At 61.6% G+C, this 22,151-nt stretch carries 18 protein-coding genes; 7 read left to right on the top strand and 11 right to left on the bottom strand.

The genetic code is table 11. The annotated features are described in order from the left end of the window. Positions 1-204 precede the first annotated feature (204 nt). Entirely contained in the window at positions 205-1,032 is an 828-nt protein-coding gene (locus ACFVVC_RS02515; RefSeq protein ID WP_387448730.1) for a ComEC/Rec2 family competence protein, read from the bottom strand. Between the two features lie 264 nt (positions 1,033-1,296). Here ACFVVC_RS02515 and ACFVVC_RS02510 point away from each other — a divergent pair, with 264 nt between their 5' ends. Further along, complete coding sequence (locus ACFVVC_RS02510; RefSeq protein WP_387448728.1) at positions 1,297-2,823, top strand: recombinase family protein; 1,527 nt, start codon at positions 1,297-1,299, stop codon at positions 2,821-2,823. Positions 2,824-2,885: 62 nt separating this feature from the next. Then, the gene (locus ACFVVC_RS02505; protein WP_387448726.1) at positions 2,886-3,116 is read left to right on the top strand and encodes a hypothetical protein; all 231 of its coding nucleotides are present in this window, start codon (positions 2,886-2,888) and stop codon (positions 3,114-3,116) included. A gap of 513 nt (positions 3,117-3,629) precedes the next feature. Here the strand turns inward: ACFVVC_RS02505 and ACFVVC_RS02500 are convergent. Together ACFVVC_RS02500 and ACFVVC_RS02495 are read right to left on the bottom strand one after the other, a co-directional pair. After that, entirely contained in the window at positions 3,630-4,595 is a 966-nt protein-coding gene (locus ACFVVC_RS02500; RefSeq protein WP_387448723.1) for a 3'-5' exonuclease, read from the bottom strand. A 3-nt stretch (positions 4,596-4,598) separates the two neighbouring features. Further along, the gene (locus tag ACFVVC_RS02495) at positions 4,599-6,095 is read right to left on the bottom strand and encodes a UvrD-helicase domain-containing protein (protein ID WP_387448720.1); all 1,497 of its coding nucleotides are present in this window, start codon (positions 6,093-6,095) and stop codon (positions 4,599-4,601) included. Between the two features lie 512 nt (positions 6,096-6,607). Here ACFVVC_RS02495 and ACFVVC_RS02490 point away from each other — a divergent pair. Beyond that, entirely contained in the window at positions 6,608-7,423 is an 816-nt protein-coding gene (locus ACFVVC_RS02490; RefSeq protein ID WP_387448718.1) for a hypothetical protein, read from the top strand. 90 nt (positions 7,424-7,513) lie between these two features. On the opposite strand, the gene ACFVVC_RS02485 is transcribed toward ACFVVC_RS02490, so the two are convergent. Further along, positions 7,514-8,215 carry a DUF6308 family protein gene (locus ACFVVC_RS02485; RefSeq protein ID WP_387448715.1) on the bottom strand — a complete coding sequence of 234 codons (702 nt, stop codon included), beginning with the start codon at positions 8,213-8,215 and terminating at the stop codon, positions 7,514-7,516. A gap of 65 nt (positions 8,216-8,280) precedes the next feature. Continuing rightward, positions 8,281-9,075 carry a DUF6994 family protein gene (locus ACFVVC_RS02480; protein ID WP_387448712.1) on the bottom strand — a complete coding sequence of 265 codons (795 nt, stop codon included), beginning with the start codon at positions 9,073-9,075 and terminating at the stop codon, positions 8,281-8,283. 258 nt (positions 9,076-9,333) lie between these two features. Between ACFVVC_RS02480 and ACFVVC_RS02475 the strand changes: the two genes are divergently transcribed. Together ACFVVC_RS02475 and ACFVVC_RS02470 are read left to right on the top strand one after the other, a co-directional pair. Next, positions 9,334-9,633 carry a DUF4193 domain-containing protein gene (locus ACFVVC_RS02475; RefSeq protein WP_314191776.1) on the top strand — a complete coding sequence of 100 codons (300 nt, stop codon included), beginning with the start codon at positions 9,334-9,336 and terminating at the stop codon, positions 9,631-9,633. Further along, the gene (locus ACFVVC_RS02470; protein WP_387448709.1) at positions 9,605-10,021 is read left to right on the top strand and encodes a hypothetical protein; all 417 of its coding nucleotides are present in this window, start codon (positions 9,605-9,607) and stop codon (positions 10,019-10,021) included. The genes ACFVVC_RS02475 and ACFVVC_RS02470 overlap by 29 nt, the downstream gene beginning before the upstream one ends. 409 nt (positions 10,022-10,430) lie before the next feature. Here the strand turns inward: ACFVVC_RS02470 and ACFVVC_RS02465 are convergent, their stop codons facing one another. Both ACFVVC_RS02465 and ACFVVC_RS02460 read right to left on the bottom strand, forming a co-directional pair. Then, entirely contained in the window at positions 10,431-10,754 is a 324-nt protein-coding gene (locus ACFVVC_RS02465; protein ID WP_387448706.1) for a hypothetical protein, read from the bottom strand. Between the two features lie 188 nt (positions 10,755-10,942). After that, on the bottom strand, positions 10,943-11,236 hold the full coding sequence (locus tag ACFVVC_RS02460; protein WP_387448704.1) for a hypothetical protein: 294 nt from the start codon (positions 11,234-11,236) through the stop codon (positions 10,943-10,945). A 277-nt stretch (positions 11,237-11,513) separates the two neighbouring features. On the opposite strand from ACFVVC_RS02460, the gene ACFVVC_RS02455 reads away from it, so the two are divergent. Continuing rightward, complete coding sequence (locus ACFVVC_RS02455; protein WP_387448701.1) at positions 11,514-12,746, top strand: hypothetical protein; 1,233 nt, start codon at positions 11,514-11,516, stop codon at positions 12,744-12,746. A 153-nt stretch (positions 12,747-12,899) separates the two neighbouring features. Here ACFVVC_RS02455 and ACFVVC_RS02450 read toward each other — a convergent pair whose 3' ends face one another. Next, on the bottom strand, positions 12,900-13,400 hold the full coding sequence (locus tag ACFVVC_RS02450; protein ID WP_387448698.1) for a DUF6998 domain-containing protein: 501 nt from the start codon (positions 13,398-13,400) through the stop codon (positions 12,900-12,902). 170 nt (positions 13,401-13,570) lie between these two features. Here ACFVVC_RS02450 and ACFVVC_RS02445 point away from each other — a divergent pair, with 170 nt between their 5' ends. Beyond that, positions 13,571-16,843, top strand: a complete 3,273-nt coding sequence (locus ACFVVC_RS02445) for a hypothetical protein (RefSeq protein WP_387448696.1) — start codon at positions 13,571-13,573, stop codon at positions 16,841-16,843. A gap of 53 nt (positions 16,844-16,896) precedes the next feature. Here ACFVVC_RS02445 and ACFVVC_RS02440 read toward each other — a convergent pair whose 3' ends face one another. The 3 genes from ACFVVC_RS02440 to ACFVVC_RS02430 all read right to left on the bottom strand — a co-directional run bounded on the left by ACFVVC_RS02440 (position 16,897) and on the right by ACFVVC_RS02430 (position 22,041). After that, positions 16,897-19,971 (bottom strand): hypothetical protein, encoded by a 3,075-nt coding sequence (locus tag ACFVVC_RS02440; protein ID WP_387448693.1) that lies wholly within the window; start codon positions 19,969-19,971, stop codon positions 16,897-16,899. A gap of 149 nt (positions 19,972-20,120) precedes the next feature. Continuing rightward, positions 20,121-21,155 carry a hypothetical protein gene (locus ACFVVC_RS02435; RefSeq protein WP_387448691.1) on the bottom strand — a complete coding sequence of 345 codons (1,035 nt, stop codon included), beginning with the start codon at positions 21,153-21,155 and terminating at the stop codon, positions 20,121-20,123. A gap of 154 nt (positions 21,156-21,309) precedes the next feature. Beyond that, positions 21,310-22,041 carry a nuclease-related domain-containing protein gene (locus tag ACFVVC_RS02430; protein WP_387448688.1) on the bottom strand — a complete coding sequence of 244 codons (732 nt, stop codon included), beginning with the start codon at positions 22,039-22,041 and terminating at the stop codon, positions 21,310-21,312. Positions 22,042-22,151 lie beyond the last annotated feature (110 nt).

Here is a 22,151-nt window from a genome sequence, read left to right as displayed (position 1 = left end):
GGCGCCTTATTGATTGGGCCGGCTGGCCCGGTCTGCGGATAATGCGGTTCAGTCACAACAAATTCCCCCTGATTGAAGTTGCATTCTCATGGTGCCACAGCCTGAATCTTGTTTCGCGGGATTCCCGTACCTTGTGGATATCCTCGGCATCCGCACCTTTCAGAACAACGCCGTATCTCTTGACGCGCTTTTACGCAGCCCACATCATGAATCGCTTCCCGAGGTTTTAGTGCGCGAGTCGGGGCCGCCATGTCCGCGCCCGCGCTCCAAGCTGCCCGCATTGCGGCCCCGATGAATCCGGGTTTCGAGCAGTTCGATCACCGATTCAGTCCCCGTGTGTGCCTCCTGGATTCGGCGAATGAGATGGCGCGGCCGGGCGGCAGCCCAGACCAGGGCGAACGTGAGGACTGACAGCAGCAGCATGGAGAGCAGGCCCGGTACTCCTTCCGGCCACGGCAAGGCGGATCCGGGCAGCTGCGCCGCGAACCTCGCCGTGGCGGCAACCCCTGAACTGAAGGCCCCCGCCACGGCAATCAGGACCGTGGCGGCCCAGGGCATCAGGGCCACCAGGGGCACTGCGGCGGTCCCCAGCAGCGTTACCGGGGCAACAAGGGGCGAGGCCAGCACATTGGCCAGCAGGGCATATGTGGCGAATTGGGGCTGCAACAGGACGATGACCGGGCCGCACAACAGCTGGGCGGACAGTGGAACCGCTACCGTGGCGGCCAGCCACCTCGGCACCAGCACGGGAATCCAGTCGATGATCGGCCGGCCCAGGAGGATGATGCCCAGCGTGGCCAGCACCGATAAGAGGAAGCCGAAGCTGGTTCCAAGTGCGGGATCGGACAGCAGGAGACCGATGACGGCCATGCAGAGGAAGCTCAGCCCTCGTCCTGAACGTCCCCCGGCGAGGGATGCAACCCCGATGGCACCCATCAATGCCGCGCGCAGGACGCTGGCGTCCGGACCTACAAGGATCACGAACAGTGCCAGCCCGGCAAGGGCGACTGCTGCGGCGGGCGCACGGGGCAACCGGAACCGCCGGCACAGCACCAACAGAGCCCCCAGGACCAGGCTGCAGTTTGCCCCGGTGAATGATGAAATAGGAGGTGTGTGCCCCTCTATTCACGTTTTCCCATGTCAGAGGCTGTTTCTTAGGTGACTGACGAAACTTGAGGCGGGCGATCGTTGCCTAAATCGAAGGCCAAGAGTCTCATCTGCCCGGGACCGAGAGGTCTGATGCTATAGACCTCTCGCATGGTTTTGTGGGACAAAGATGAATGGGAAGATGGGTGCATGATTGACCTCGCAAACGTCACTGTCAGGGAGTACCTGCGCGTATCCCAAGACCGTTTGGGCACTGGCAAGAGCCCAGATCAACAGCATGACGAGATGGAGCGCGAATGCCGAGCACGCGGCTGGCGGCTGCACTCGGGGCCATATCGGGATGAAAATCGTAGCGCTAGCCGTTACGCCCGAAAGAACCGTGAGGGCTTCCTCGATCTCATGGCCGACCTCAAAGCGGGGACTTTCCGGGCCGACCTGCTGGGTATCTGGGAATCTTCCAGAGGATCCAGACGCACGAGCGAGTGGCTGGAACTCATCGATCTGTGCATGGAGCGGAACGTCAAAATTTGGGTCCTCACCCACGGCCGCGTCTATGACCCGAACAATGCCCGCGACCGCCGAAGCTTGCGCGAGGACGCCTCCGACGCTGAGTACGAGAGTGACAAGTCGTCCGAACGACTGCTCCGCGACGTCAGAGCCAACGCCGAGAAGGGTCGCCCACACGGCAAGCAGATCTACGGATACCAGCGGATCTATGACCAGGAAACACGACAACTGATCGAGGTCATCCCTCATCCCGAGCAGGCACCGATTGTCAAGGAGGCCGCGCGGCGGGTGCTGGCCGGTGAGACGTTCTACATGATCGCCAAGGACTTCAACCGGCGCTCCATCCCGCCGCGTCGGAAGGCGTACAGACAACAGCGCCAGAATCTGGGATGGTCGGCAGTCGCGATTAAGCAGATGCTCGGGATGCCAGCCTACGCCGGATTGCGGCAGCACCAGGGCGAGATCCTTGGTAATGCAATCTGGCCGCCACTCATCGACCCGACTGCCTGGCGGAAGCTGCAGGTGATCATGAACCCGGAGTGGCGTAAACAGACAAACGTTTGGCCCGCGAAACACTTGCTCTCGGGCATAGCAGTGTGCGGCGTGTGCGGAGCAGGCACTAGGATCGGCAAGCAGAACCAGGGCAGGCAGCAGTTAGACGAAGACGGCAATCTTCTCCCCCGAAAGCACTACAGCACCTATATCTGTGTCGGCGTGCCCGGCAGGACCGGTTTTCATGTCGCGATGAAGGAGACACACCTAGACGCCATCGTGATTGAGCTTGTACTTGCGTGGATCGAGAGGTCTGACTTTATGGCTCGCATTGGGCAGCAGGATCGGGACGTTGATTCTGAGCGCAAGTCATTGCTGGACGAGATCGCGGACCACAAACGATGGCTCGAGCAGGTACATGCTGAGGCCGAGCGCCGCCGGGACCTTAGCTACCTCACTCGGCAAGAGGACATCGTGCAGCCGAAGATCGACGCGGCCGAGGCCAAACTGATGCTCCTGGCTGACGTCGATCCCGTAGTGCTGGAGTTGGCCCGCTCGGGTCGCGTCCGTGAGATCTGGTCGGAGCGGGAGGAGGCCGGCGACTTGGACTGGTGCCGCCACGTGATCCGTGCGGTGGCTACACCAAAGATCATGCGGGCCGCGAAGAGGGGCACTCGAGGCGTGGATCCTGACAGGGTGGTGATGGATTGGCGCTGACACTTTCCGACTGATTACCAGTCGTTTGCCTATCGACTCATCTATCGAATACGATTCATAACATGAGCACGAAAGCGACTGATAGGGCCGAATTGCTGCGCGACGTTCACGTTGCGAGCACTGGCGAGTCATTCGCTGAATGGTGCAAACGGACAGTGGCCGAAGCCCCTCCAGTGACTGACGTTCAGGTTATACAGCTGCTCGGGCTTTTCACGCAGGCGGTGGACAAACCAGTCGTAGTCGTGGAGGGCAATCATGCGCAGCTCGACAACGACGCCCGCGCGGCGGCCTGAGGTCAGTCAGCAGTTACTCGACCCGGCAGTCGAGTCGAGTTCTCCTCAAATGGCAGGCTTATCTTTTCACCGCCGAAGTCAGCGAGCGATCCCGGCGGCGCTGATCGCGGGTTGCCCTGGCACAGCGCTTCGGCCGCATGTTCGTCATAGGCGTCGGATAGGCACTCGCCAGTGGTCCCTAGGACCTGCTCCCAGTTGAATCCCATAGGCTCGACTTTGATGTTTAGCCGTACTCGAGGAGGATCTTGGCGACACGAGCATTGAGCTCGTCTGCCCGGCTGAGGATTCGGCTTCTTTTTACGGACTGTTGTGTCTGGCTGGCGGGACCGGAGCTGGCTCGGTCTGCCAGAACTCGACGACAGGGCCTCGGCGAACGGCACGCGCTGCTCCCCCACATCGCCATACTGCCGTTGCAGTTGACCTGGCGTGGGAAATGCGCCTGGAGGTTCTGCAGAACTCCGAGCACACCCGCGGAGCTTCGCGGACACGGCAGCCTCGGTATTAAGCGACGCGCTAAGCATCCGCGAGTTTCATCGTTCCTTTGCAAGTCGGATAGCCTGTGCAGCCAAAGAACCGGCCGTAGGGCCCTTTGCGTTCTCTCATCGTGTGTTTCTTGCATTTCGGGCAGACCACGGGGGTGACATCGTCTCCTGTCGCCGATCGGATTTTGACGACACGATCTCCGACCAGCTCGAGGAGGAACACTGATTCCCTACCGGCGCGCGTCACCAAGAGCGCTGAACGCTTGGCACGGGTCAGTGCGACGTAGAACAGGCGTCGTTCTTCTGCGTGCGGGTAGGAGTCGGGGGCGGCCATGGCCAGTTGCAGGAGAGCATCATCCTCGACAATGCTGGGGAATCCGTTCCTCTCAAGGCCGAGCACAACGACGTAGTCTGCCTCCTTTCCTTTCGAGGCGTGCACGGTGTTGAACTCGATGGTCAGGTTGACGTATCTGGCTTCCAGCGCCGAGGTGACATCGTCCTTGGACCGGGAGTACCGGCCGAGCAGCAGCACAGTGGCTGGCCCAGTGAGCTCTGAGTCAAGGGTTGCCAGGTACTGCCGAACGGCCGATCCGTAGTGGCTGCGCTCCCGTACACTGACAGCGCATACGGTCTCGTCAGCCTCCGGCGCTGAAGATCGGACGTTCTTGGAGATTTGATTGGGGTTTTTCATCACGAACCCACCGGCGACATCGCACAGGGACTGCGGAGACCGGAAGGTGCGGTCCAGCCAGATGGTGGACGCTGTCCCGAACCATTTATCGAAGCGGGTCATCACACTGAGGTCTGAGCCCGCGAACCTGTTGATGGACTGCCAGTCGTCGCCGACCGCGTACAGGTAGTTTCCAGGAGTCTTCATCAGCGCCCGAACCAACACCGCGCGTGCGGCGCTGGTGTCCTGCATCTCGTCGACCATGACGAGCCGGTATGGACTCGTCCACCGGCCCGACTCGACGTGATCGATTGCGAGATTCAGCATGTCCTAGAAATCGATCTGGCCCGCAGCGCAGAGCTGGCTGTCCCACTCGGCGAGGATGACGCCGTACAGGCGAGTGAAGAGCCTGGCCCGCAAAGTCCGGCCGGCCCGCTCCGCCAGCAGATCAGGGGTGAGTCGGTTGCCCTTCGCGTGTGACATGAAGGACCGCGTCAGCGCCAGCATCGCCTGGTCGCTGATCGGTGGCTCCCCGGCTGCTTCCCGGTAAGGGTCTTCGTTTAGCTGGATTCCGTGCCGGCGCAGCTCCTGCTCGAGGTGCTCGAACCCGGACCCGTCCCGGATGGTCGCCGAAGTTGTCTCGATCAGTCGAGTGCCGTAACGGACGTGAGTGTGACGCCGCCACTGCATACTCTCGGCATACCCGTCAAAGTGGGGCGGCGGGGTGCCGTCGGGACCGAGCGCCCAGTGCTCATGCCACACATCGATGTCCGGGTAGTAGAAGTCGGGCTGGTACTGCCGGTGGTGTGCGTCCGCGACGTCATGCGCGTAGGGACGTTCGTATTGGTAGCGGACACCGTTCAGGAAGAGCCAGTTGGCGATCATCACCTCTTCCTGGCTCTTGACGATCTCCCCTGCGAGAGTACCGAAGCCGCTGGTACCTGTGTTCCTGTCCGACTTCTCAGGATCGGCTTCATCACCGAGATCCGGAAGCTGCCGGCCGAAAACGAGCCGGAAGAGGTCCCAGTCCCGCCGGAAGGCCTGGTCCTGGTCGCGGAGGACATCCACGATCCTCGCGAGCCGCCCGATCCCGTTGTCCGCGGTCAGGTCGTCGGGAAGGGACGGCTTGCGGTCAGTGGCCTCGCCGATGATACGCAGCCCGAAGGCATGGAACGTGCTCGACGCCACGCCGGCACCATCATTGCCGAGGCGGGACACGAGACGGTCCGAGAGTTCGCCGGCTGCCTTTTTGTTGAAAGCAAGTGCAAGAATCTCGGTCGGCTCTGCGATGCCGCGCTGGATCGCGTAACCGGCGCGCGCCACCATCGTCGAGGTCTTCCCCGAGCCCGCGGCCGCGATAACGCGGACCCTGTTGTCGAAGCAGACCGTCGCCCTCGTCTGCTCTTCCGTCAACGGCGACTTCTCGACCGTGCGGAAGAAGTCCGCCAACTCATTTTTCTCCCACTCCAGGAATGCTTCATTCCGCTGGACAGTCCACGCAGATAGGTCAGTGGTACGGCAAGCGTCGACCGCTTCACGCTGGTCCTCGCGTTTATCCTCGGGAAGCCCGGAGAGCCTCGAATCGCTGTCGGCAGCCAACCACACAGCTACGTCTGGACGGGAGCCTTCGAGCGTGGCGATCGTGTCCTGGTCCGCCCACCTTGGTCGGTCCATCACTTTCCGGACCCGGGACCACCACTGGCGTGCCGCCTCGCCCTGTTCCTCAGCTTTGGATAGTAGGGCGGCGAGATGCCGTCGCTCGTCGAGCTCGAAGTGGTACGCAGCGGCGACCTCGCGCAACGCGCGTCGAGAAAGCCCGTTGAGCACCGATTCTGTTCTACTGACGTGCGTGATGATGAGCTGTCTTGAACCCTCATCGACAGCGACGCGGTGAACATCCTGTACATCGGCATCGACCTCTCGGGGGATCCCGCGGACTTGCAGACGGCCCTCGCCTATCGACAGCCACCATGACCCCGCGCCCCTAAACGCTCGCGCCCACCAGCCTGGCTTCCATTCCGTCATGTTCCCCCTGGACATGTTCAATAACCGGCCATTTGCCATTTTTCCAAGGTATCAGCGCGAAATTGTGTGTCGTCGGGTCTTCACCGGATTCGTGCTGATCCGCAGCCTACCGGTAGCACGACCAAACCGACGTATTAGAAGGACTTGCCGCTTCAAGCGGCTCCAAGGAACGGAGAGTAACGGCGCGCTGCCCGTTATCGTGTGAGGGGTACTGGACTCGGCGAGCTTGCCCGTCAACCCTTCGATGGCAGGGTGGAGGTGGACCTCCCCATCATGGAAGGATATGGCAGAGGTCTTGGCAGAAGGAACGGGTTGTGAGCACCACACACGAAGAAGTGAAAGCCGACCACGGGGCGCAAAAGAAACGTCCGCTCGTCCGCGTTGAGCCGCAAAGCCACCGCGAGGACGGGTCGCCCATCGCAGGTGAAGGTCAGGCGTATGTGACCCGGTCGGGCAAGCTGTTCCACACTCAATGGTGCTCGATCATGGACGGTCACTGGCGGGCCGTCAATGGAGGCATCTACGTGACCATGATTGCGGACGTGGGCCTGCGGGGACGTTGCCCGCAATGCGACCAGGACCCTGAAGGGAAGAAGCGCTCCAAATTGGAGCGGGCGGAGAAGCGGGCAGAGAGGCTGCGACTCAAAGAAGAAGCGAAAGCCGAGCACCGCGCAAAGGAACGTCCGCTCGTTCGCGTTGAGCCGCAAAGCCACCGTGACGACGGGTCACCTGTGGCAGGTGACGGACAGGTGTACGTCACTCGAACCGGGAAACTGTTCCACACTCAGTGGTGCTCGATCATGGATGGTCAGTGGCGGGCGGCCCAAAGAGGTATCTACGTAACCATGATGGCTGATGTGGGCCCGAGGGGACGATGCACGCAATGCGACAGGGACCCTGAAGCCATGAATCGCTCCAAATCCGAGCAGGCAGAGTGGCGGCGACTCAACCAGGAATTGGACCAACTGGGCAGGACCATAGCGCGAACCCTCGTGGTGAAGGGACCGGAGGGGGTCAACACATTGGGCCCACACGTGATCCGGTTCAGGGAAACAGAGGCAGAACTGACTGCATTGTCCGGTCGCGTCGGGGGCTCGTTTCCGTACTCGTACGAAGCTCCGAACTCGTAGCTATTCCTTCATCGGACGACATCGGCGGGCTGCGAAGCTGGCGCGGGCGGTTGCGAGATTCGACCAGGGTTGTCGTGGCTTCGCTGTGCTTCAGCCGGTGATTCCGAGTTTGCCGGCTCGCCCGCCCTTGATGCCATGGTCCTTGCCGTAGCGCCACAGGATGGCGTCCATGATGCGCAGTTCGGAAATGGGTGTATGGACCGTAGAAAGCTTTTGAATGCGCCCCAATCGTCCAGCAAGGTCGTGGTCTTCCATGAAGAGGTTGTGCCAATTCAGCCATTGGCCTTCAGAGGTGTCTTTGCCCACGACTGCCCCAATTACTTTGTCCCAGATGGGGATGAGATGCGGTCGCTTCCTCGCCATGATCTTGCTGGCTGTGGTGGCCCCGACATCCCAGCGCGTTTTGGGTGTGCGTCTCAGCTCCTGCCAGAGCAGCCATGCGGGGCTGCCCTCCCCGAGAGTGGCTTCCGCTTCCGCGACCGTGAGGTCGCTCATCTTCACGTCGGTGGGTATATCAGCCAGGAGATCCTGTATTTTCCCCGCCAACAGCTCCTCCTGCAGTCCGATGATGGCCTGGGCCGGCACTTTGACGCTGAGCATGGACACGGCGACAGCGTCGCTGTCGGTGATCCTGTCCCTCACCTGCGGGTTGTCGCCGCGGTTCGCCCATTCATCAAAGTAACTGCCGGTACTGAGCAGCCCCGTCTTTCTGGACGGTTCAAGGTAGTAGCGCCGGAGCAGTTCGGCTGCGGCTTCGACGTTCTCTTCTTTCAGGATGGCTGGTAGTTCCATGAATCCCCCTATGGCTTCAATGCGCAGACTATGACCCTGACTGACCCTGCGACGTCGCTGGGTAGTCAGTCTGTATGGCGAACCTCAATCCCGGGGTGGTTCTCCATGACCCAGGCGGCCATCCGACGGTTCCGTGCCGAGATGAACTCCAGCGTGGCCTCCCTGTACGTTACGTACTCGTCTTTTGTGGCCGGCATCCCGGAACGCTTGAAGTTGTCGAAGGGAAGGTAGAACCGAACCTCTTCGTAGTCGGGTGTCACGAGGTCTTGAAAGTGGAAGAACTCCACAAACTCCTTGAACCCGTCGAAGAGCGCAAAGAAGTCCGCGTACGCGTTGATGACATCGGCCAGAGGGCTCTCCGGTTCTCCTGCGTAATGACGCCGGATGCACTCCAGGGTCAGATCCATCCGGTCGGCGATGAGCGACCTGAACCCCCGGGCCTGGTTCATCGTGGGTCGGTCCTTCTTCCTGACGGGCCAGATCATCGCGCTGCCGATGGTGTACGGCGGATTCAGGTAGCGGGACCCCTCGTCCTCGTTCAGCGAGGCGATGGCGTTCGCCAGAGACGCCGTACGTGACCGGGGTGGGCTGTATGAGCTCGTGATGGCGTCACTGCCGTACCAATGCCTCGTCTCGGAGGGGTCAGTGAAGATGAGGTAGCCGTCCCCACGCTTCGGCGGCGCGGTCGGTTCGAAGACGACGCCGGGTCGCAGCTCCTTGGTCCACAGCAGCTCGTGGTCCGCCCGGAGATTCGGACTGCCACTGTCCGGGTCAGTCCCTGGAGGGGTGTCGGTCATGTAATTGAACGAAGTATCGAAGACGCGCGGCTGTTGCTGCTGCGGGTATTCCGGATCACTCAAGTTTCCCCCAAAGACCAGAGTTATAAGACGCACGAACCGGTGGTTGGGTCCTCAAATGTCGCGGCCATCGGCTGTGTCCCAGACTAGGTGTCACTTCCTGATATTGAAACCCCAAGTGGCCGACTGACTCTCGGCAATGCCCATGTTCCCTGGGGTTCTGATTGTGTGCCCATGCAGCCGCTTTTTTATGGAATTCTTTCTGTGTCCTGTACGTAGCAGGATCGGTAATCCCCATCAACAGAGAAGAGATGCACCTCCGTGGCAACCGATTACGATGAACTGCGCACCGACGTCAAGGAATCCCAGGAAAACTCCCTGGAGGCCCTGAAGTCCGCCAAAGCCCCGGATGCGAAGTCCGTGGTTCAGGAGCTCGACGAGGCAGACGCCTTGGACGGCCTGACCCCTGGCGGGGAGTTCATTGCCGAAGAGCTGGTCGTCCAGGTCATCCCGCAGGCTGACGATGAGTTCACCTGCTGGTCCTGCTTCCTGGTCCGCCACCGTTCGCAAAAGGCGAGCGAGAAGGACGGCCATGCCTACTGCGTCGAGTGTGTTGGCTGAGCGGTTTTGGCCGGCTGTCCCGGAGCATGTCTGGAACAGCATCCGCGAAGAATTCACCCTGCCGACAGCGGCAGACCTGGAGACGCATTTCCAATCCCTCGGCGACCCGGAGGCCATGCGCCGGGCAGTTCGGGTATTCATCGGCGAAGGAACCTTCTGCCCGCGCTTCCAGCTCAAAGATGGGCTCTTCCACGAACCTGTGCTGCGCCTCTTTGACCAGGCGATGAGCCTGAAGATTCCTCATAACGTGTTCGCCGCCTGGATGGTCAGCCCATTGCCTGCGCCGGCTGGCCCCCGGCCCGTGGACATGCTCGGCAACCTACCGCTGCTCCAGAGCTCCTTGGTCGCCTTTGGTAACAGTTACCGGCCGGCCGAAAAGCCCAACTAGCGGCTTGGCTCTGCCGTATCCGAAGTCAGATGGCTTCGTGGAAGGCATGGATAAATGGCTGCACATGTCCCCCTATCTAGCGGCCATCCTGCCCGGAGCCCAGAATCTGACGGACCTCGCGAAAAGCTTCGAAACGGCGGTTGGCCCGAGCTTCCCGAACTGCCGGATCAGGATCTCTAAGCGCAGTCCTTCCAGGGTGATAAGTTTCCACTACTGCATATCGGGCAGCGACACGGGGGTGTTTGCGAGCGAACCGCTTCCACAGGGTCTGCGCTTCGCCGCCTTGGAGGAGTACGACTTCGAGCTTTGGCATCAAGTCGATCAACCGGGCCAAAGGGTTCAGCCCTTCCGTGATCTGCGGGCTCCTCAGACCGCTGGACTGATCGTGGCGGTACCACGGGTAGGCGTTTCAAGGGGTCAGGTCAGCAGGCGTCAGGGCCACCGAGGCGAGCAGTTGGCATTGGAGGGCTGCGGAATCGTCGTCGTTCTCCACGCACAGCATTCCGGAGCCCATGGTCTCGTGCGTCATCGGCCCGGGATCACGCAAAATGCTCAGGATCCTGGCCTCCGAGCCCCCATGAAGAGGCGCGACGTACGGCACCCACCCGCGGCCGGTCGAAGGCTCAGGCTCCCGGAGGGACTCGACCAACTGGTTCACCGCGGTGACGTGTGGAAGGTGCACACCGGCGAACTGCTCAGCTTTGAAGGCCGCGTCCCTCATCTGTTTGACCATCCTTGGATACTAGCCGCCGTCCAGCCCCATCCCGGACCGTAGCATTGTCGTGTTTCCGCCCTCACGGAACTGCTAGAACAAGCCACCCGGAATGGACGCTGCACCAGCGAGATAGTCAGGGGCATCCAGGAAGCCGCCTACGAAGCGGCAAGATCTTAGTGTTCTGGCTAGCCGCCAAATGTACGAAGTCAGGCCTGCAGTGGTTCGTCGCAGGCTTTGCATGCCTTCCGGCCGCCAACACCGGACTCCTCGACGATCAGGAGCCGTTTGGGGTTTTCGTCCCAGACATTGCCCACTGAGTTACACCAGGCCCGGTGATAGACCTTTCCCGAGCTCACCGCGTAAACCTGGCCCGGGCCTACCTTGGGTGAACCATCGCTGCGACGCGACGCTGGTTCAACCGCGTGCAGCTCCCCCAATTCCTTGGACTCCTGCTTGGCTTTTGCTGCCGCCTGCCAGGCACGGCGTGGACGTGGTGTCATCGATTGATTAGTTTCTGTTGAGGCCGAATTGTCGTGTCATCAGCGCGTCCTTGTAGTGCGACGCCGCTGAATCCCCTTCCGCGGAAGGTGTGCTGGGTCCGAACACGGGCAACTACGTCGAGAGCAAATCAGACACTGCAACACCCTATGTCATAAGCCGGGGGCGGAAGCTTCGACAGCGGACCTCGGAACCTCAGCCAGCACGCGGGGCAGGCCTATATGTCGGCAGTGCCAGTACGCTTCATTTATGTGTCCAGAGCCTGAAGAAGAATCCGAGATGCCTGGAGAGGTCGAATTGATCAGCGATGGCGAAAATCTGCTGGTCATCGGCGATGATCGGCGCACCGTTGAACAATTCTTGCGGGCGAGAGGCCTGCTCGGAAAGGCCCGGGAGTTTACCTCCCAATCGCTAGGCCCCGTTCTTCGATCGTCAGCAGAAATTTTTAGTACAGTCTCGGAGTCCGTCGCGAATTCGGGTCTATGGGTGAAGCTTACGCCGGAGTCGGCGGAGGATATGAAGGAGTTCGGGCTCACGGACAGCGGTGTGCCTGGAGTTGCGTACGCGGTGGCTGGCACTCGCGGCTCCATCAAGAAGTGGCTCAGGATCGACACAACCGCCGGTGCAAAAGTGGCAAATCCTGCCATCCTCTCGGGAGTCGCAGGTGCCCTGTCGCAGGCCGCGCGACAGCAGGAGGCGGCGCAACTGCGGCAACTCTTGGAAACGATTGACCAGAAGCTGGACCAGATTCTTCGCGGGCAGCGGGACGAAATCCTGGGTGACCTTGCCGGCATCGAGGGCGAGATTCATGCGGCCCTCCTTGATCGGGAGATCGAGGGAACTATCGACGCTCACACTTGGTCGAATCTCTCTGGCGTATCCCTGGAAATCAGGAAGGTGCGGTCTAAAGCTTTTTTGAAACTGGGCGGCATCGCCGATGACCTTGCGCAACACAAGTGCATCGGTGATCTCAATGGCCGCCTACCGGAGGCCAAACGAGAAGTCCAGCAGTGGCTTGGGGTCATCGTTCGATGCACCACGGCATTGGATGAGCTCGCCGTCCTGGAATTGGACTATTACGCTGCAATCGAACCCAAACGCGTGAACACGAGGCGACTGTCCCTCGATGCTTCACGCCAGGACGATCAGGTCAAGCTGCATGAAGGCCTCTCGGTGCTCATGCAGCGCATGGACGCCGCTGCCGAACTGGCAAATCAAAATGCCATTCTCCACGCAAAGGGTCTACCTGCTGTCATCAGGTCCATCGACGATACGCGGAGTCTCATAAAACGTTTCTATGAGGCGTTGAGCATAGAAGTCGATTGGGATTCAGTGGACCCGACTCAGTGGCGCATCGCCATCCGGGAGTGGCAACAGTGGAAGAATGCTTTGGCGGAAGCCGGATCGGAAGCATGGGACAAGGGCAAGCCAGTCTTCGCGGCCGTCGCCTTTTCCGCCCTCGGAGCGTTGATGAAAGACAAGATCAAACTACCCCTGAAACACGGAGGCTAGCACGCCGGGGCCACCTTGTGCCGGACGCTCAACAACTCAAAGCATTGATCCCCTCGACAGCGATTCTCGATGTGTGCTTGGTGACCTCCAACCGTAAGCGAAGGGGCCATTCCGCATTCGCGCGGGCAACGTGCTGAACGCCGGGGTGCTAGGTCAACCCTCCATGCCACAGAGTGCCTCATAAGCCAGCCTGAACTTCGCCGTCACGTCCGTTCCGTGCTTAAGCGCTCGACCTGTCGGAAGCCGAGGTCCCTCTTTGTGTGGGCTCACGAGCCCTAAGAGCTCTTCCCGCGGGTACTCCCGCGCCCAATCCAACGCATTCGTTTCGCGGTCGAATCGGATGCACAGCGCGAGATCGAAATCGATTGAGTCAACGAGCGCAGAGTCAAACTGGAATATGCGGTGCACGCCCTTCGGCAGAGTGCGCGTTTTCACCTGGATTTTGCGGCCCTGTGCGTCAGTCAGGTCGTATCCCTTCGTCCCAGGGGGCGCGAGTACACCACCGTAGACCGCCAGTGCCAGGGCTTCGCCGATTTCACCTTGAATACTGCCGGATGTCCGGGAGACACCGCGACGAACAATCTCCTGTCCAATTCGCGATTGCAGTTGGAGCAGCTCTGAAAGAGTAAGCACACCGATGTCCGGAATCGTCACGGTTTCATCTTAGAGTCCAGGAACATCTGCAGGTCAGTATCCAGAGGGCAGTGGCCCGAGGAAGAAGAGAGCGACAAGATACGTCAGCCGGCCTGACCTTCTCGTGTCGGAGGGTCGACGTACGCTAAGGGCATGAACCAAAGGCCAAGTTTCTTTGAGCGTGACCAGAGTTGAGCCTCACTGACTGTTTGCAGGATTCCGGCTCGCCGGCGCGGGCCTACCTCGAGCGGGTCTCACCGCGCCTTGAGGCCTCGGCCGGCAACACGGGCGGCGCGCGGATTGCCGCCGCCGAACTTGGCCTCACCGCGCTCGTTGACGCGGATGTCGTTATCCCGCGGGCCGCCGGAGTTGATGGCACCCTTTCTGGCACTGCCTTCGATTTCCGTGCACGGATCGAACTCGGTGGTTTCGATCCGCGGCAATCAGCCGCTGCGGCAGGTATAGCCCGGGCAGCCGAATACGCTTCCTGGGTCGAGAATGGTCACCATCGGGTTGCGGTGCTCGCTGAGTCGTTTGACGTCGCGCAGGCATTGCTGCGCCATCCGGCGAATGATACTGATCTTGACCGGGCCTCAGTCCTTCTTGCCCATTGCGAGCGAGTCCTGCGATCCGGGGCACGGGCGCTGAGCGGCAGAACCGGGAAGCTGCTGGACAATGCCAGCGACGGGCCATCTTTCGCGGACCAGGTCAGCCCGATGATGCTGGCCGACATCGGTTCTCTCGTCGAGGCGGGCCGGATGCAACTTGAGGAGTGGTGCGGCGAGATTGCAGACGGAACAGGTTTTGCGTCGAATCCCTGTTTCGCGGGATCGGAGCTCGTGGGCGGTGCGGACGCTGATTGGATCATCGGCGACACCCTGATCGACTGCAAGGTGTACAACCGGCTCAGCGTGTCCGAGCTACGCGGCTTCCTGTTGCAGCTCCTCGGATACGTCATGCTCGACCTCGACGACCGTTTCGGCATCCGCAAGGTCGGGATCTGGCTTCCACGCCAGGGGCTGATGCCGACGTGGAGCCTCACACGGCTGCTTTCCGGGGACCCGGAGATGCTCCTTCCCTCCTTGCGGGAAGGCTTTGTGCGCGCCACCGGAAACCAGCAGATCGCGCTCAAGGAGCCGGTGCCCGAGCGCCACAGACACCAGATCCTCGCCGAGAATCGACACACGCACTTTGAGAAGCTGGACAAACTGGCCCTGAGCAAGGACCCAAGCATCCGGAGCCGAGTCGGGCGCAACACTGTCACACCAGAGGCAACGGTGCGTGCGCTTGCCGCGGACCGCGCATGGAGTGTCCGCAAAGGCGTTGCGATGAACGAAGCGGCACCTGCTGACATCCTGCTGACTCTTGCGCACGACAAGAGCGTCGCGGTCCGCCGCGCTGTCGCCGCGAATCCAGGTGCGAAGCATGAAGTCATCAAAGCCCTGGCGTCGGATCCGGACGCCAGCGTGCAGTGGACGGCGCGCTCGAACGACGGAGCGGTCGTCCTGTCGTCTCAGTCAGGAGCGCGCCCTTCTGGGATGCCCGCTCCGGCGGGCACCATCATGAGCATCGACAGGGCCCCTGGCAGCCCGACGTCGGACGCAACGTGGCTCTGCAACTTCATCATGATGATCAACGGCGCGTCAGCGATATGGGCAACTAGACTGCCGATTCCGGACGCGAGCTGGCGCTGGGGTATGCAGACGAAACGCCGGCTCGAGGTGCCTGCATGGCTCCGGGCAGGACTGCCGAATGACATCGCATCGGATCTGATGAGCGCCGACCGTCCGGCGCAGCTGCGGAGAGCGGCAGCATGGCAACGACCTGTCGATCATCACGGAATACGTGACACCCTGCTGCAGGATCCTGACCCCGCCATCCGCTGGCGCGCCCTCTACCGGACGGTGCACCAGGTCGACGACCATCTTGCACCCTTGCTTACTGAACTCGGGACTTCACGAGACGCGCGGCTGCGGTTCCGCACACACGGGTCGAGCGATTACAAGTACATGGATCGTCAGGACCGGGCACGGTACAACGACGAAGTGCTCCAGGTTCTTGCGTCGCACCGGTCCACTCCCCCTGACGTGCTGGCACAGCTTCTTGCCAGCCCTTCGCCGGCAATCCGAACGCACCTGTTGGCGAATCCGACGCTCAGCACCGAGGACCGGAGCTTAGTGATCGAGAAGATGCTCAAGAGCCGGGATGCAGGTTCACGGGTGTCCCTTACGGAGCTTGATGACCTTCCGCTCGACGTGCTCGTGCGGCTGGCCGCAGATAACGACTTCGATGTCCGTCGCGCCGTCGCACGGCATGAACGGCTCCCCCATAGCGCTATGGTTGCTCTTGCAGCTGACCCGGAGTGGGAGGTGCGCCTTGAGGTTCTTCAGAACCCGAGCACGCCCACGGAGCTCATCGCTGATACGGCGGCCTCGGTTTTGCACGACGCGCCGGACTGGCGTCTTCCTGGTTTGCTCGCCGCGGTTATCGATCTGGCGTCTTCGGAGGTACCGGGGGGCGTGATCGAGGAGGCTCTGGTCCGTCTGTCCAAGAGCCGTCATCGGGACCCCGATGTCCGCGAAGTTGCAGCGAGTCACGAGCGAACACCGCCCGCTGTGCTGACCAGGCTCGCCCGCGTCGCGGACAGCGGTATCCGCGCGGCCGTCGCGGCAAACCCTCGCACGTCGGCCGACGCTCTGGAGGCGCTCTCGACGGACCCGGACGAGTACGTCCGAACACGGGTTTCAGGGAATGAGTCGACCCCGCCGGCGGCGATCATTGCACTATCGCATGATGCGTCGCCCGAGGTGCGTCAGGGAATAGCGGACCGGGCCAATCTCCCTCTCGACGTACTGGAGCACCTGCTGAATGACGAATCACAAGAGGTGCGGGAAATTGCATTAGCGAATCCTGGAGCACGAGAGGTGTTCCACCGCCGGGGTGAATCGTTCCATGATGCCGTTGCCGAATTCAACCAGAAACAAGCCCCGACAGCGACAAACCGCGCCATGCTCCTTGAAATGGCTGCGAACAGCCGGGCCCAAGTGCGGCTGCTGGTGGCCTTTGACCCGAACGCAGACGCGGACATCCTCTCCTTCCTCGGCGGAGAACGACGAAGCACACAGGTGCGACGAGCCGTGGCTGCGAATCCCCACTCGCCGGCAACCCTGCTCGCTTCCCTCGCCGAAGACAGCGACGAGCTTGTTCTTCAGGCAGTCGCCTTCAACGGCGCTACGCCTGCCGGTGTACTTCTTAATCTGGCGGCACGCAGCGTCGACTTGGCATTGCTCGTTGCACTGAATCCTGACACGCCCGATGAGGTTCTGGACGTGCTGACGAACGATGCCGAGCCGCTGGTCCGGTTCGTGGCGAACGGCATGAGCAAAAGGCGGCTGGCGTCGATTTCTGCAGGCACATCACGAGCGTCGCTCCCAACAGCCGGCCACCCGCACAGCTGTCAGTAGCTGACGGGCTGAACAGGGTCTGGCCGGAACAGGAGACGCATGCGACAGGAAGATCAGCGCGGCGTCGTGAAGATCGGGGCATGGTCAACGTCGTCGTCCCAATAGTTGAAGCGGTCGCCCAGGAGTCCCAGGAACGATCGCGGGACCACGCGGTTGAGGCGCACCTCCAGTCCCCACTGACGTACGGTGGTGAGCGCGGCGTTCGCGAGGTGAAACCACATCGCGTCCTCAGTAAAAATCTTCAGCGGCGGCTTCGGGTCTTCCGCGCGCTCCTCCTCCTGCATGAGCAAACGGAATCGTTCGACGTCGGCCTGGCTGATCGGGGAGGTCATATTCAGGCCGCGCTGCGCTGCCCGACCATTGATCACGATGTTGACGACGGCGATGAGAAGGTGCCAGTCCTTCCACCCTTGGGCGCGCAGCGATGCCACGAGTTCCATGAACGCCGGATCGGCGGCAAGCAGCGGAAGCGTCAGCCGCACCGGTGGCAGCATCGACTCATATCGTGCGGCGATCGCATCAAGGGACGTTGCATGGTCGTAGGCCGACGCATGTTCCGGAAGCTTCCTGCGCAGTCCGGTGGCGGGCTTTGGTGACCGCGGTCTGTCGGCTCCTATGGGACCCTCTGGCAATCTGCTGAGCTCGTCGTAGAACGAGTCTTTGTGGACGTCGACGAGGTCGTCGTAGGGACGCACGCAGGTCAGCATGTGCGGAAGCCCGCGTTCGAAGGTCCGCTCCATCACGGCGATGAATGCCGGTTGCCCGAGGAGCGACTGGGTGACGATCGCTTGGAGCGCCGCGGAGGTGACCTCCAGCTGGTCCGCGTCGGGTGCCAGGGCTCCCGAACGGGAGAGGGTCACCAGATGCCCGACTGCGCCACGGCCGCGCTCCGACTCCGCGGTGAACACTGATCCCGGCTTGATGGGCCGGTCCGAGACTTCGACCTCGACGCGGATCTCACCTGGCACGAGGAGGAGGTCCTCGCCGGCGAGGTCAGCGAGGGTGATCTGCACAGCAGCCACGAACCTCTCGGCCGCGAGCACATGGGCCCGATCGTTCGGGGCGGTCACGACCCACACGTTGCCGAGCGCGGCCCAGCTGTACTCGCGCACCGGGCCGGCATCGGAGAAGGGCCGTCCAAGGCCACCACGGTCCGCCGCGTCGGCGGTCTCGTCCTCTCCCGGGGGCTCAATGTGAGCGACCGAGGCCAGCATCGGAGCGACGAGTTCGTCGAGCTGGGTGGACTGGATCGCGGCTTCGATGGCCGGCAACAGCCCGGGACGAAGCGAAGACGCGGCCCGCAGGATGTGGCATTGGTCGATCAGCATGTCCATAAAGTACGGATAGCGCTCGAAGCTCCACGGATCACCCGCTAGTTGTGCCTGTGCCCAGATCCCGATTCTGAACGTTTCGGTGGCGGTTAGCCACTGGCCGGCCTGGTGCTCGTACGTCGCAGTCAGGATGATGCCCCGGGCCACGAGTACGGCGAGATGGGGGCCGCCGCTCATTCTTGCGACCGATACCGCGCTCATCGCGTACTGCTTCGCGGCCAGCGGAAGTCCGAGATCGCTGTATACGGCCGACGCGAGCAGCATCATGATGGCCGCGCCCTCGGCAGCGTCGCCGTTGAGCCAGCTGAACTTCGCGGAATGAATCTCACGAAGGGCGTCCAAGGCCCGGCCTCCTTGGAGCAGAGCCATGGCGCGACTTTGCGCCCGATCTCCTGCCGAAGCCCGCCCCGAGCGCTCGATCGTTACATCGTCCAGCGCTTGGCGCACCTTGAGATAGTCAGGGTGGTCGATCAGGGCGGGCGATGTGAAATCGAAGATCGACATGAGTTCATCCAGGGGTACCATCGGAGCCTGCGGCAGGGTCTCCACGAGGTCGACCAAATGCTTCATTCCTGCCTCGAGGTCGCGCAGCTCCGCGTCGGACGGCAAACCCGGAAGCCCGCGTCCTTCCCGCTTGGCGGCGCTCAGTTTCTGGTGGATCTCCGACATCAACGGACCAGATCCGGAGACTTCGTCGAGCTCCTCCGGCGTGAAGCCCCGGGGACCGAGAGCGAGGATCGCGCCGGCTGCCAGCAGGCCCGCCTTCGCATTCATCCCCGGCGCTTCACGCAGCTCTGCTTCAAGCACCCTCTCCAAGTCCTCGGTCCATGCTTCCGCTTCATCCGATGTGATGGTGGTCCCGCCTCGCGGCAACGTCGCCTGCACGAGGCGCAGCAGGGTGATGGCGTCGACCAGCACGCCGGAGTCGGATGCTTGGGAGGTTAACTGCCCGAAGTAGCCGCGGAGGATCCCGTCGACCGGCTTCAGTGTGTTGAGCCCGAACCCGTTTGCGAGGACGATTTCGTAGTCGATGCGGTTGAGAACACCGTTCTTTCTATGTGCCTCATCTCTCAGTGCCCGCGCCGAAGCGAGCCAGTCGGGCAGGTCGGCACGCGCCTCCGGATTCAGGCTGGAGAACCGAAGGCCTTCCCGCAGGTCGATGAACTCCCCCATCGAGCCCGAGCGGTCTGAAGGTGTTCGCCAGCGATTGCGTTCCTCGATATACCAGTCAGGGAGCTCATCACGGGACTCTTCACGCGCGGGCGCGAGGGAGGATGGCAGATGGAGGAAGTCGACGGCGAGGTAGAACAGGTCCGCACTGGCGATCTCGTTCGCGATCGCCTGCGCATCCCAGATCTGCAGTGCAATCGAATGCAGTTCGCGCGCGTGTGCCTGGAGCTCATGCCTCTTCGCCGTGTCGACAGGCGCGACGGTGAAATAGATGACGCGGTCGACCGGCTCCCCCTTGCCGCAGATCTTCGCCAGATCGGACCGGATCTTGGACGGAACGTTTTCGCGCTGCGCAGTCACTGCGAGAACAACCGCGTCCTCAGTGGCGAGAGCCGTGAAGAGGGACGTGTCCGGCAGCTCCTTGGCCACAATGCTCCAGAAGCTCTCGGCGTCACGCCCTCCGTCGCCGCCGGCTGAGACCGGCCCCGTCGCAGGCATGACATTGCTGACGATCCGACGGCGGGTCAGACCAAGGCACAGCTGCTCGAACGGGTGGTGAGCGTTGGTCTCACCGAGGGTCTCGAGGTAGAAGCGGATCATCGTTGCGAGCTGGGTTGGAGAGTTCAACGTCGAGGGCTCCTGGATTGGTGAGGACTTCTTCCTGCGATCACCTGGCGGGCACCATCCCCCGGCTCAGCGATCTGCTTGCAAAGCGGCCCGGGAAGCACTTTTCCACGCGGCTACAACCGCAAGCTGCTGGGTGCGGCCAATCACCACTATAAGTTGACGTGATCGAACTCGATTGATTCGATGAGCCTGCCGTAGGCTTCTTCGCCCAAGTCTTCCTCTGAGATTTCATAGCTGGAGGCGGGCAGGTGGCCTTCGCTTAGTTCGTCTGTTGCAAATAGTTCCAGCCTGCACACATTGCATGCGTAGGTCTGGGGATGGAAGGTAAGTTTCCAATCGACGCCGGCGAAGACTGGTTCATAGAGACCATTCCCGAGTGGTTCGACGTCCCAATCGGCTTGCGGATCACCCTCGACCCTGCCGAACAATCGTCCTTTTGAACCACATTCAGGACACGCCTGATCCACGCCGTAGAAGCCGCTCCCGAAGTCCTCTGGATCGAGCAGTTCCGCAGCCTGCTCCTCAAGTTTGTCGGTGGTCTCCCGGAACAGGAGCTCTCCAAGCCGAGCCTCGAGGGCATTGAGGTGATTGCGCGCACGTGCGCGTTTTGCGGCGACTCGGTGACCGGCTTCGGAGAGTTTTTCCTCCAGGAGAGAGCGTGCGGTCCAATAGTGATCACCGTAGAAGATCTTGGGATCCTCCTTTAGTCGTTCCAGAAGCGGTTTACATAGCGCCAAGGAGTCCAGCAGTACGTGTCTGGACTCGCTCGGGGACCCGACATGCACAGCCCCGTTGCGGATTTCCACCATGCGCCCGCATCTCTTCTTGTCGATTGGCAGCACGCCAAGAATTTGCTCCAGGCGTCGGAGCAGCACCGCGAGACTGATAGTTCGGAGACGAGGGTCCGAAATGTCAGGTTTGGTTGCCAGGCTGATAAGGGAGTGTTCTGCATCCTGGCTTAGTGGAACAATAAGGACCGGATTTGTCCGCCAAAGGGTCGCTTTGCCCAAGTGCTCGACAGCCAACGGCGCAAGCACGGCCACTTTCGCGTAATCGTCTTCCGCCCAGGCCTTAAGGGCATCGTCCATCCATCTGGAAGCCGAATTCATCAAGGTGGCCACTGCCGGATGTATCTTGACCTCTGCTGCCGCTTGAGCTGCCTCTTGATCAGAAGGATTCGCCATTTGCGCAGTATCTCAGTATCAGGGCCATGGATGGGAATTCATATGTGCGTTGGCTGCCAGTACTGCGCAGCGGTGGGCGTGTTATATCCACTTCCGATGGACATATCACGCCGAATTGAATCGCGAGGCAACCGTCTCACGCATCCTCGCCACGTCAACGTCGCCGGCGCGCTCTTCTACAAGCACTTTTGCCAGCCGTTTCGGCGAGTACATGAACGCCATGGGTCGAGAATGCGCCCCCGATCAGGGGCCAGTCGGCATCAACAAAGCACAGCGCCCCGGTGACCGGAACATCCCCGATAAGGTCTCGCACGACGTCGACCTGTTTGAGTACCCCATCGACCAGTTTCGTGCAATCCCGTCGGCCGACGAGGAGTTTCTCGACGCGGGGGCGAAAGATGCCACCCTCGATCTTCAGTTCAGGCCGTCCCTTGTACCTTTTGGCGTCGATGACCCAGATTCCACTGCGAGTGATGGCAATGTGGTCGATGTTGGCTTTCGAGCCGGGAATGCGTCGGTCGTGAAGGACGGCCAGGCCATCGGCGGCCAGGGCATCCAGCCGAGCGCCGAGGCGTTCCTCGCCAATCGCACCTCGATCCCAGGACTTCGTGCTTTGGCGTTCGTCAGAGAGGACGACTGCGATGCCGCCGAATGGACCCCACTTCTCGCGGAGCTTTTCCTCGTCTTTCGCTTTGCGACGCTCATACTCGCGTCGGGCTGACGACCCGGCTACTCCAGACTCATTGGCTGGCAACGCCTCACAAGCCGGTTCGAGGTCGTGGGACGTGGATTCGGCAGCCTCGGTGGCACACTCCAAGCAGCGGACGGTCTTTGTCTCGCTCTCATAGATCGCTTCCGTCCCGGCCGGAAGAGATGTACCGCACATCCTGCATCCTCCGGAGTACCGGAGCCTCATCTGCCTCATGAGGACGCGGGATAGATCGCCGAAACGAACAGAGTCTGCGGGTAACTTACGACGGTTATTCCGCGGATACG

Source organism: Pseudarthrobacter sp. NPDC058196 (assembly GCF_042882685.1).
Classification (GTDB): domain Bacteria; phylum Actinomycetota; class Actinomycetes; order Actinomycetales; family Micrococcaceae; genus Arthrobacter.
Note: the sequence above shows the minus strand (reverse complement) of the source record. Positions and strands in the feature narration are given on the sequence as shown.